The sequence below is a fragment of the Staphylococcus sp. GW821-FHT11H10 genome (assembly GCF_058807855.1).
On the sequence record NZ_JBXARC010000001.1, the window covers coordinates 106,568 to 118,339 of the forward strand.

The 11,772-nt window shown below is 33.7% G+C and carries 11 protein-coding genes; 10 read left to right on the forward strand and 1 reads right to left on the reverse strand.

Annotated elements, in window-relative coordinates; translation table 11 throughout:
• The first annotated feature begins 43 nt into the window (after positions 1 to 43).
• The 4 genes from gmk (at position 44) to priA (ending at position 4,649) form a co-directional block, all read left to right on the forward strand.
• Complete coding sequence (gmk, locus tag AC1RRU_RS00630) at positions 44 to 667, forward strand: guanylate kinase (RefSeq protein WP_016930696.1); 624 nt, start codon at positions 44 to 46, stop codon at positions 665 to 667.
• Entirely contained in the window at positions 667 to 879 is a 213-nt protein-coding gene (gene rpoZ / locus AC1RRU_RS00635; RefSeq protein ID WP_011275989.1) for a DNA-directed RNA polymerase subunit omega, read from the forward strand. The genes gmk and rpoZ overlap by 1 nt, the downstream gene beginning before the upstream one ends.
• A 162-nt stretch (positions 880 to 1,041) precedes the next feature.
• Positions 1,042 to 2,241 carry a bifunctional phosphopantothenoylcysteine decarboxylase/phosphopantothenate--cysteine ligase CoaBC gene (coaBC, locus tag AC1RRU_RS00640; protein ID WP_011275988.1) on the forward strand — a complete coding sequence of 400 codons (1,200 nt, stop codon included), beginning with the start codon at positions 1,042 to 1,044 and terminating at the stop codon, positions 2,239 to 2,241.
• The gene (gene priA, locus AC1RRU_RS00645; protein WP_016930695.1) at positions 2,241 to 4,649 is read left to right on the forward strand and encodes a primosomal protein N'; all 2,409 of its coding nucleotides are present in this window, start codon (positions 2,241 to 2,243) and stop codon (positions 4,647 to 4,649) included. Before coaBC ends, priA begins: the two co-directional genes overlap by 1 nt.
• 62 nt (positions 4,650 to 4,711) lie before the next feature.
• Here priA and AC1RRU_RS00650 read toward each other — a convergent pair whose 3' ends face one another.
• Positions 4,712 to 4,915, reverse strand: coding sequence for a TM2 domain-containing protein (locus AC1RRU_RS00650; protein ID WP_011275986.1), 204 nt, complete (start codon positions 4,913 to 4,915; stop codon positions 4,712 to 4,714).
• A gap of 177 nt (positions 4,916 to 5,092) precedes the next feature.
• Between AC1RRU_RS00650 and AC1RRU_RS00655 the strand changes: the two genes are divergently transcribed.
• The 6 genes from AC1RRU_RS00655 to pknB are packed head-to-tail and all read left to right on the forward strand — an operon-like array spanning position 5,093 to position 11,679.
• Entirely contained in the window at positions 5,093 to 5,581 is a 489-nt protein-coding gene (locus tag AC1RRU_RS00655) for a peptide deformylase (RefSeq protein WP_016930694.1), read from the forward strand.
• Complete coding sequence (fmt, locus tag AC1RRU_RS00660) at positions 5,574 to 6,506, forward strand: methionyl-tRNA formyltransferase (RefSeq protein ID WP_029376616.1); 933 nt, start codon at positions 5,574 to 5,576, stop codon at positions 6,504 to 6,506. The genes AC1RRU_RS00655 and fmt overlap by 8 nt, the downstream gene beginning before the upstream one ends.
• Positions 6,503 to 7,810 (forward strand): 16S rRNA (cytosine(967)-C(5))-methyltransferase RsmB, encoded by a 1,308-nt coding sequence (gene rsmB, locus AC1RRU_RS00665; protein WP_011275983.1) that lies wholly within the window; start codon positions 6,503 to 6,505, stop codon positions 7,808 to 7,810. The genes fmt and rsmB overlap by 4 nt, the downstream gene beginning before the upstream one ends.
• 1 nt (position 7,811) lies before the next feature.
• Positions 7,812 to 8,906, forward strand: coding sequence for a dual-specificity RNA methyltransferase RlmN (gene rlmN / locus AC1RRU_RS00670; protein WP_011275982.1), 1,095 nt, complete (start codon positions 7,812 to 7,814; stop codon positions 8,904 to 8,906).
• Positions 8,907 to 8,911: 5 nt separating this feature from the next.
• Complete coding sequence (locus AC1RRU_RS00675; protein WP_011275981.1) at positions 8,912 to 9,655, forward strand: Stp1/IreP family PP2C-type Ser/Thr phosphatase; 744 nt, start codon at positions 8,912 to 8,914, stop codon at positions 9,653 to 9,655.
• Positions 9,652 to 11,679: a Stk1 family PASTA domain-containing Ser/Thr kinase gene (pknB, locus tag AC1RRU_RS00680; protein ID WP_011275980.1), complete on the forward strand. Its 2,028-nt coding sequence runs from the start codon at positions 9,652 to 9,654 to the stop codon at positions 11,677 to 11,679. Before AC1RRU_RS00675 ends, pknB begins: the two co-directional genes overlap by 4 nt.
• Positions 11,680 to 11,772: the final 93 nt, after the last annotated feature.

Sequence of the window (11,772 nt, forward strand, 5' to 3'; positions counted from 1 at the left end):
TATATTTAAATAATAGAAGAATAGCTTAGAGAGGTCGTAAGGCATGGATAATGAAAAAGGATTACTAATTGTTCTTTCAGGTCCTTCAGGAGTAGGCAAAGGAACTGTTCGCAAAGAGATATTTGATGATCCAACTACATCATATAAGTACTCTATTTCAATGACGACACGAAATATGCGTGAAGGTGAAGTTGATGGTGTAGATTACTTTTTTAAGACGAAAGAAGAATTTGAAGCTTTAATTCAGGAAGATCAATTTATTGAATATGCTGAATACGTTGGAAATTACTATGGTACACCTGTTCAATATGTTAAGGATACGATGGCTGCTGGACATGATGTGTTCTTAGAAATCGAAGTAGAGGGTGCCAAACAAGTAAGAAAGAAATTTCCAGATGCATTATTTATCTTCCTTGCACCACCTAGCTTAGATCATTTGAAAGAACGTTTAGTTGGACGTGGCACTGAATCAGACGAGAAGATACAATCCAGAGTTAATGAAGCACGTAAAGAAGTAGAGATGATGAATCTTTATGACTATGTTGTGGTAAACGATGAAGTCCATTTAGCGAAAGAACGTATTCAATCAATTGTTGAAGCAGAACACTTAAAACGCGAACGTGTTGAAGCTATATATAGAAAAATGTTATTGGAGGCCAAAAAATAATGTTAAACCCACCATTAAACCAGTTACAATCTAAAATTAATTCTAAATATTTAATTGCTACGACTGCAGCTAAGCGTGCACGTGAATTAGATGAAAGACCTGAAACTGCTTTATTAAGTGGATATCATTCAGCTAAACCTGTTGGTGAAGCGTTAGAAGAAATTGCTAGCGGTAAAATTACACCAGTAGTTTCTGATGAATTCACAATGTAAAAAACGAATTAAATATAATTTTTTATATGCACATCTTATTGATTTAAGTATAACCACTTTTCAATAAGATGTGTCTTTTTAATTAAACGTTTAATTTGTGTATAATAAATTTAATATAAATTATGATTAATAATCGAGATAGTAAAAGGGAGAAATACGATTATGAAACACATTTTACTAGCTGTTACAGGTGGTATTGCAGCATATAAAGCAATAGATTTAACGAGCAAATTAACACAAGCCGGTTACGATGTACGTGTGATGTTATCAGAACATGCTCAAGAATTTGTTACTCCACTCGCTTTCCAAGCTATTAGTAGAAATCCAGTATATACTAATACGTTTAAGGAAGAGAATCCACAAGAAATTCAACATATCGCACTAGGTGATTGGGCAGATGCGATTGTAGTTGCCCCAGCTACTGCCAATGTGATAGCTAAATTAAGTGTGGGAATAGCAGATGATATTCTGACATCAACCTTGATAGCTACTGAGACGCCAAAGTTTATTGCCCCAGCAATGAATGTACATATGTATGAGAACAACCGCACGCAACATAATATTAACGTTTTAATGGAAGATGGATATCACTTTATTGAACCTGGGGATGGTTATTTAGCGTGTGGTTATGTTGCTAAAGGACGAATGGAAGAACCTTTGCAGATTGTTAAAGTCTTGAATGATTTTTTTAATTCTCAAAAGATAAAAGAAGAGAGTTCATTTAAAGGTAAACATGCGTTAGTGACAGCTGGACCAACTGTCGAGGTGATTGACCCAGTTCGTTTTGTATCAAATCGTTCTTCAGGAAAAATGGGTTACGCTTTAGCTGAGGCATTAAGAAATAGAGGCGCACACGTTACATTAGTAACTGGACCAACACAACTAGCTGATCCGATTGGTGTAGATGTTATTCATATTGAAAGTGCAGAGGAAATGTTTGAAGCGGTGACGACACGTTTTGATAAGCAAGATATAGTTATTAAAGCAGCAGCTGTTTCAGATTATACGCCAATGGAAGTATTAGATCATAAAATGAAAAAGCAAGATGGCGATTTAGCTGTGACGTTTAAACGTACTAAAGATATTCTGAAATATTTAGGTGAACATAAAAGACAACAATACTTAGTTGGGTTCGCTGCTGAAACGCAAAATATAGAAGCATATGCACAAGATAAGTTAAAACGAAAAAATGCAGATGTCATTATTTCAAATAATGTAGGTGACAAGACGATTGGTTTTAAATCAGATGATAATGAATTGACAATGCATTTTAAAAATAAAGAAATGATTAATATTAAGAGAGGCAAAAAAGTTCAATTAGCTGAACAAATTTTAGATGAATTAGAAACTAGGTGGCAATAATGATTGCAAAGGTAATAGTAGATATTCCTTCTAAGAGCGTTGACTTCAAATTTGATTATCTTATACCTAAAAATTTAGAAGCGTTTATTCAAGTTGGCGTCAGAGTTGTAGTTCCATTCGGTCCTCGTACAATTCAAGGATACGTGATGAATATTGAAACCGAACCAAGTGATGATATTAATCTTGAAAAACTTAAAGAAATCAAAGAAGTCCAAGATATAAAGCCTGAATTAACTTCTGAATTAATTCAATTAAGTGAATGGATTAGCCATTATCATGTATCAAAAAGTATTTCTGTATTAGAGGTCATGTTACCGAGTGCTATCAAAGCTAAATATACTAAAGTCTTTGAAGTTGTGAAACATAATGATATGGATGAGCAGTTGCTGAAATTTTTTGATTCCGACGGTCAATATAAGTATAAAGATGCTCAAAAAAATGACCATCTTCCTATTTTAAATAAACTCTTAAAGGCTGGGACTGTAAAAGAAGTAACTCTATTATCTCAAAACATTAAAAAGAAAACACAGAAAGCTGTACGTATTATAGATGGATATCATCCAGATGAAGTCCTTGCTAAACTTGAGAAAAAATTCAAACAATATGATGTATATGCTTACCTTCTAGATGAGCGCCATAAAACTGTCTTTTTAAAAGATATGGAAGAAATGGGTTTTTCTAAATCAAGTATTGATGGATTAGTTAAAAAAGGTTTTATTGAAAAATATAATGCTGAAGTAGAGCGTGATCCTTTTGCTAATCGAGTGTTTGAACAAGAAGAGAAACGAGAACTGACTTCAGAACAACGTATTGCTTATGAAAATATTAAAGAGAAAATTAATAATAGTGAACAACGAACATTCTTACTACATGGCGTGACAGGTTCAGGTAAAACTGAAGTTTACTTGCAAACAATTGAAGAAGTACTTAATAAAGGTAAAGAAGCAATGATGTTAGTCCCTGAAATTGCTTTAACACCTCAGATGGTTTTACGATTTAAGCGTCGTTTTGGTGATGATGTAGCAGTATTACATTCTGGCTTATCTAATGGTGAACGGTACGACGAATGGCAAAAGATTAGAGACGGTAGAGCCCGTGTAAGCGTGGGAGCTCGTTCAAGCATTTTTGCCCCTTTTAAAAATTTAGGAATTATCATTATAGATGAAGAACATGAATCAACGTATAAACAAGAGGATTATCCCCGATATCACGCGAGAGATATTGCTGAATGGAGAAGTCAATTTCATCAATGTCCACTAGTCTTAGGAAGTGCAACACCAAGTTTAGAATCATATGCGCGTACTGAAAAAGGTGTGTATCAGCTACTAACGTTACCTACAAGGGTTAATCAACAGGCTTTACCTTCAATAGATATTGTTGACATGAGAGAAGAATTAAGCGCTGGCAATCGTTCGATGTTTTCAAATGAATTACGAGAGGCCATTGAAGATCGATTACGTAAAAATGAGCAAATCGTATTATTTCTTAATCGTCGAGGATATGCATCATTTATGTTATGTCGAGATTGTGGTTATGTACCACAATGTCCACACTGTGATATCTCATTAACCTATCATAAGTCTACGGACCAATTAAAATGTCATTATTGTGGTTATCATGAGGTGCCTCCGAATAAGTGTCCTAATTGTGAGAGTTCGCATATACGTCAGGTAGGGACTGGTACACAACGCGTAGAAGAAATCCTACAACAAGAATTTGAAGAAGCGCGTATTATACGAATGGATGTTGACACGACTTCTAGAAAAGGTGCTCACGAGAAATTACTTAATGAATTTGAAGAAGGTAAGGGCGATATTTTATTAGGTACGCAAATGATTGCAAAAGGGTTGGACTATCCCAATATTACATTAGTAGGTGTTTTGAACGCAGATACAATGTTAAATCTACCTGATTTTCGTGCTAGTGAACGAACGTATCAACTATTAACGCAAGTAGCTGGAAGAGCGGGGCGTCATGATAAACCGGGTAGAGTTATTATTCAAACATACAACCCAGAACACTATGCTATTCAAGATGTTCAAAAGAATGATTATCTAACCTTTTATCAAAAAGAGATGGAATACAGAAAGATAGGTAAATATCCACCATACTACTTCTTAATTAATTTTACGATATCTCATAAAAATATGAAAAAAGTGATGGAGGCCTCCAAACATATTCATCAAATTTTATTACAACATCTAACGGATCGCGCGTTAGTATTAGGGCCATCTCCAGCAGCCATCGCACGAATCAACAATGAACATCGTTTTCAAATTTTAGTTAAATATAAGAGCGAACCAGAATTACTGAAAGCACTTCAATATTTAGATGATTATTATCATGAAGCTTATTTAAAGAATAAGCTAGCATTAAAAATAGACATTAATCCGCAAATATTAATGTAAAAAATAAGAGTTACGCAATTATTAGAGATGGAATCCTAAATTGCGTAACTCTTTTACTTTAATTACATTACAACATTTCCGTTTTCATCTGCTGGTCTTAATAATGTTAGAACGCCACTAATAATTGCGATAATGTGTGGAATTCCTGTCCAGAAAAAGGCTAAGTGTAAAAATCCTGACATTGTTTTACCGGCATAAAATTTATGAACGCCGAAACCGCCTAAAAAGAATGCAAGCACAATGTATATAATTTTATTTACTTCCATATTTACACCTCCACTGTTAAATATTGTATTTATTGGTATCCTTAATATATATTTTAAAGGTATAGAAAATAAAAGCAATTAAAACAGATTGAAGTGTCTAAATTTAAGACTAAGGTCGCATTTCAAAGTGAATTAAGTTATAATTATATGATGAATTTTTCAAGAGGAGCATATTTAATGGCGATACAAAAATTAGTCCAGTCAACGCATCCTGTATTAACTAAACAAGCACAACCTATTAAAGCGTATGATGCTACATTAAAAGATTTATTATTAGATTTGGAAGATACATTATATGCAGAAGAGGCCTCAGCTTTATGTGCGCCTCAAATCGGCATAAGTAAACAAGTAGCTATCATTGATATGGAAGTTGAAGGATTATTGCAACTAATCAATCCTAAAATTAAATCAGAATCCAATGATAAAATAATCGATCTTGAAGGCTCTGTAAATTTACCGGGTATATATGGAGAAGTTGAACGTAGTAAAATGATCACAATTGAAGCGAATGATTTAGAAGGTAATACGATTGAACTAACTGCATATGACGATGTAGCTAGAATGATACTGCACATAGTCGATCAAATGAATGGTATACCATTTACAAAACGTGCACAGCATTTATTAACTGATGAAGAAGTGGAGGCGTATTTTGAAAATGACTAAAGTGATATTTATGGGGACACCTGATTTTTCAACTAAGGTATTGGAAATGTTAATAGAAGAACACGACGTTATCGCAGTCGTAACGCAACCTGATAGACCAGTGGGACGTAAACGTGTATTAACACCACCACCTGTTAAACGAGTGGCTGAAGAACACAATTTACCTGTGTTTCAACCAGAAAAATTAGCGCAATCTGACGAATTGGCACAACTGTTACAGTTAGAACCTGATTTAATAGTCACTGCAGCATTCGGACAGTTATTGCCTGATCAGTTATTACAATTACCTAAATTAGGTGCTATTAATGTCCATGCATCATTATTACCTAAATACCGTGGTGGTGCGCCCATACATCAAGCAATTATTGATGGTGAAGCTCAAACAGGAATCACGATCATGTATATGGTTAAAAAGTTAGATGCAGGAAATATTATTTCACAGAAAGCTATTAATATTGAAGATAATGACGATGTAGGTACGATGCATGATAAGCTTAGTGTACTCGGTGCTAATCTACTAAAAGAAACGCTACCTTCAATTGTAAATGGTACTAATGATAGTATTTCACAAGATGACACACAAGCAACATTCGCTTCAAATATTAGCAGAGAAGACGAACGAATTGATTGGACTATGAATGCAAAAGATATTCATAATCATATTCGTGGCTTATCACCATGGCCAGTTGGCTACACTACAATGGATGATACAAACTTGAAATTGTATGCTGCACATATCGTGCATAACAAAAAAGGGCAACCAGGGGAAATCGTCGAAACGACTAAAAAGGCAATCATTGTTGCGACAGGCTCAGATGATGCAATTGCTTTAACAGATATTCAATTAGCCGGCAAGAAACGTATGTTGGCATCAAATTATTTAAGCGGTGTTCAAGAATCGCTAGTTGGGAAAATATTAAAATGACACAATCAGTGAGAGAATTAGCGTTTCAAACAATTCAAGAAATATTTAATGACTACGCATACAGTAATCTGAGAATCAATGAAGTATTGTCAACTGGCGACGTTTCTGATATTGATAAACCATTGTATACTGAACTCGTATATGGGACTGTAAAGAGAAAAATGACATTGGATTTCTATCTTAGACCTTTTGTAAAGACTAAAATAAAAAGTTGGGTCAGACAGCTATTATGGATGAGTTTGTATCAATATATTTATCTAGATAAAGTACCCAATCATGCCATTATCAATGAAGCGGTAAATATTGCAAAACATCGTGGGGGCCCTCATAACGGTAACGTTGTAAATGCAATATTGAGAACAATATTTAGAAGTGAATTGCCAAGTTTAGAATCTATTAAGAATGATAAACAACGTATGGCCGTTGAATATAGCATTCCAAAGTGGATTATTGAACATTGGATTACGCACTATGGTGTTGAAACGACACGAAAGATGGCATCATCATTTTTTGATCAAACTGCGGGTACAGTACGTGTTAATACAAGTAAAAATAAAGTTGAAGATGTCGTGTCAAGTTTACAAAGTGAAGGATATGAAGTTGAAGTCGATGAATTGATTCCATATTGTTTACATTTAAAAGGGCATCCAATTATTGAATCTTCAAACTTTAAGAATGGTAATATTTCTATTCAAGATAAAAGCTCAATGTTTGTAGGATATTTGATGGGTGTTGAAGAAAATGACGTTATTTTAGATGCTTGTAGTGCACCTGGAGGTAAAGCGTGTCACATAGCTGAGTTATTGGCGCCAAGTGGTCACGTGGATGCCACAGATATCCATAAGCATAAAATTGGTTTAATAAAAGAAAACATTGTAAAGTTACAACTTAATAACATTAAAGCTTTTGATCATGATGCAACAAAACCTTACAAAGATGTATATGACAAAATTCTCGTCGATGCACCGTGTAGTGGTTTAGGTGTGCTTAGACATAAGCCAGAAATTAAATATGTTCAAACGCAACAAGATATTCAAGACTTAGTTGAATTACAATTAGAGATATTAGACAATGTAAAAGATAACTTGAAACCTGGTGGTACACTAGTTTATTCAACATGCACTATTGAACAACTTGAAAATGAAAATGTTATTTATACATTTTTAAAAAATAATAAAGACTTCGAATTTGAACTTATGACTCACCCAGTTACCGGTGAACAAGTGAAGACAATACAAATTCTACCCCAAGACTTTAATTCGGATGGCTTTTTCATCACTAAAATAAAAAGAAAGGAAAGTTAAGATGATAACTACTGAAAAAAAGAAGAAAAATAAATTCTTGCCTGATTTTGAAAAACAGTCGATTTACTCATTAAGATATGATGAAATGCAAGAATGGTTAGTAGAACACGGCCAACAAAAATTTAGAGCCAAACAAATATTTGAATGGTTATATCAAAAGCGCGTAGATAGCATTGATGACATGACAAATTTATCCAAAGATTTGCGTCAAGTTTTAAAAGATAATTTTGCAATGACAACATTAACTACTGTTGTTAAACAAGAAAGTAAAGATGGAACAATTAAATTCCTATTTGAACTACAAGATGGCTATACTATTGAAACCGTATTAATGCGTCATGACTATGGAAATTCAGTTTGTGTGACAACTCAAGTTGGTTGTCGTATCGGTTGTACATTCTGTGCCTCAACATTAGGAGGCTTAAAACGTAATTTAGAAGCTGGAGAAATTGTTTCACAAGTCTTAACAGTTCAAAAAGCATTAGATGCAACGGATGAACGTGTATCACAAATTGTTATAATGGGTATTGGTGAACCTTTTGAGAATTATGATGAAATGATGGATTTCTTACGTATAGTTAATGATGACAACAGTTTAAACATCGGTGCACGCCATATTACAGTTTCAACATCAGGTATTATTCCACGTATTTATGATTTTGCCGAAGAAGACATTCAAATTAACTTTGCCGTAAGTTTGCATGCAGCTAAGGATGAAATTCGATCTAAATTAATGCCGATTAACAGAGCATATCATGTAGATAAATTAATGGAAGCAATCAAATATTATCAAGAAAAAACAAATCGCCGTGTGACATTTGAATATGGATTGTTCGGTGGCGTAAATGATCAACTAGAGCACGCACGTGATTTAGCGCATCTTATTAAAGATTTGAATTGTCATGTTAACTTAATCCCAGTTAATCATGTTCCAGAACGAAATTACGTCAAAACACCTAAAGACGATATTTTTAAATTTGAAAAAGAACTAAAACGATTAGGTATTAATGCTACAATTAGAAGAGAACAAGGATCAGATATTGACGCAGCATGTGGACAATTAAGAGCGAAGGAACGACAAGTAGAAACGAGGTAATCACAATGCTAAACGCACAATTTTTCACAGATACTGGACAACATAGAAATAAAAATGAAGATGCAGGAGGTATTTTTTATAACCAAACCCAACAACAGTTATTAGTATTATGTGATGGTATGGGTGGTCATAAAGCGGGGGAAATTGCAAGTCAGTTTGTTACTTATGAACTTCAAAAACGTTTTGAAGATGAGAATTTTATAGAGTATGAACAAGCCGAAACTTGGTTGCGTTTTAATTTAAAAGAGATTAATCGTGAACTATTTGAATATGCTCAAACTAATGAAGAATACAAAGGTATGGGTACAACATGCGTTTGTGCCCTTGTATTCGATAAACAATTGGTAGTGGCCAATATAGGGGATTCTAGAGCCTATCTAATTAACTCTAGAGAAATTGAACAAATTACTTACGATCATTCGTTTGTAAATCACTTAGTGATGACAGGTCAAATAACTGAAGAAGAAGCTTTTACACACCCGCAACGTAATATTATTACTAAAGTAATGGGGACAGATAAACGAGTGAGTCCAGATATATTTACAAAACGATTTAATCATTATGACTTTATAATGTTAAATTCTGATGGTTTAACGGACTATGTCAGAGGTGAAAGTATTCATGAGTCTTTTAATGAATCATTATCATTAGAAGAACATGGGGAGCAACTAATTCAATTAGCATTAAATCATGATTCAAAAGATAACATCAGTGTCTTAATAGCAGCTATTGAAGGTGATCGTCTATGATTGGAAAGATAGTTAGTGAACGTTACAAAATAGTAGATAAGCTTGGTGGCGGGGGTATGAGTACCGTTTACTTAGCAGAAGATACCATTTTAAATCGTGAAGTAGCGATTAAAGCAATCTCTATTCCTCAGAATGAAAAAGAAGAAACGATGAAGCGTTTCGAACGAGAAGTTAACAATGCGACACAACTTTCACATGAAAACATTGTTGAAGTATATGATGTTCAAGAAGATGAAGAGTGCTTCTTTCTAATTATGGAATATATAGATGGACCTACTTTATCAGAATATATACATAGCCATGGACCTTTAAGTGTAGATACAGCCATTGATTTCACGAATCAGATTTTAAAAGGTGTGGCACAAGCGCATGAAAAACTTATCATACATAGAGATATAAAACCTCAGAACATTTTAATTGATAAGAACAAAACACTAAAAATCTTTGACTTTGGAATTGCAAAGGCGTTAAGTGAAACATCTATGACACAGACGAATCATGTATTAGGAACAGTTCAGTATCTTTCACCAGAACAAGCTAAAGGTGAAACTACGAATGAAGCAACTGATATCTATTCCATCGGTATCGTTCTTTACGAAATGTTAGTTGGTGAACCGCCTTTTAATGGTGAGACAGCCGTTAGTATCGCAATAAAACATATTCAAGATTCAATTCCAAACGTAACGGAGTTAAGATCTGAAATACCTCAATCACTAAGTAATGTCGTACTTAGAGCAACGGAGAAGAAAGCCTCTGATCGCTATCAAAGTGTTAAAGATATGAAAGAAGATTTAAGTAGTGTGCTTGTGTCTAGTCGTGCTAATGAAAAGAAGCATTCTATTGAAGAAGATGAGACTAATACGGTATCGATTGATAGACAAGATATTAAAAGTAAAATAAAAGAAGAAAATGAACAAAAACAAATTGCACAAACGATGCAAATACCGATTGTTAATGAGCATCATTTTCAAACGAGCGAAGCACAAATCTATGAACCACCTAAGAAAAAACGTTCAAAAAAGAAGAAATTCGCTATTGCGCTTATTTTACTTTTATTAGTCGCAAGTTTATTTGGTTTTATAGCGATGGGCATGTTTGGTAGTAAATATGCGGAAGTGCCTGATCTTAAAGGTAAAACTGAAAAAGAAGCGGAAAAAATACTGCGACAATCTCATTTAGAAATTGGTAATATCTCTAGAGATTACAGTGATGATTATCCGGAAAATAAAATAATAAAGACTAAACCAAAACAAGGTGAAAGAGTTAATCAGCATGAAAAAGTAGATATTGTGCTTTCAAAAGGGCCTGAACGTGCTAAAATGCCTAATGTTATAGGCATGAAAAAAGTAGATGCATTAGATAAATTGAAACAATCTAAACTTGATCATGTGACAGTCAATCAAGAATATAATAATCAAGTACCTAAAGGTGCTATAGCTAAGCAAAGTGTTAATCCTGATAGTTATGTTCGCATAAACGATCATCAAATTACTTTAACCGAATCATTAGGTGTTAAAAAGGTATATGTTAAAAATTATGAAAATAAAAATTATCAAACTGCAAAGAAAGAACTTGAAAAAAATGGTCTGAAAGTACAAATGACGACAGAATCAAGTAATAATGTTAAAAAAGATAATATTATTTCACAAAGCCCTAAAAATACAGAGGTTGAAGAGGGAAGTACAGTTCAATTCATTGTTTCAAAAGGAAAAACATCTTCAAAAGATGAAGACAAAGATTCAGAGAAATCTAAATCTTCTAGTGAAGACAAGTCTGATGATACACAAAAAGTTAAGAATTATACAGAAACATATCACATCCCATATACGGGAGATGACGAAAGTCAAAAAGTTCAAGTTTACATTAGAGATAAGGACAATAGTGGCACATCTGCTAGCCAAACGTTTAGTATAAAAGATGACAAAACGATAACGATTCCGCTTAAAATTGAGCAAGGCTCAGACGCGGGCTATACGATCAGAGTTGATGGCGATGTAATTGCAGATAAAGATATAGAATATTAAATTTAACCCTTTTAGTGAATGGAATAATGCACATTCGCTAAAAGGGTTTCTTAGTAAAAAAACATACCATAAAATTGTTATGTAAACTAAAAA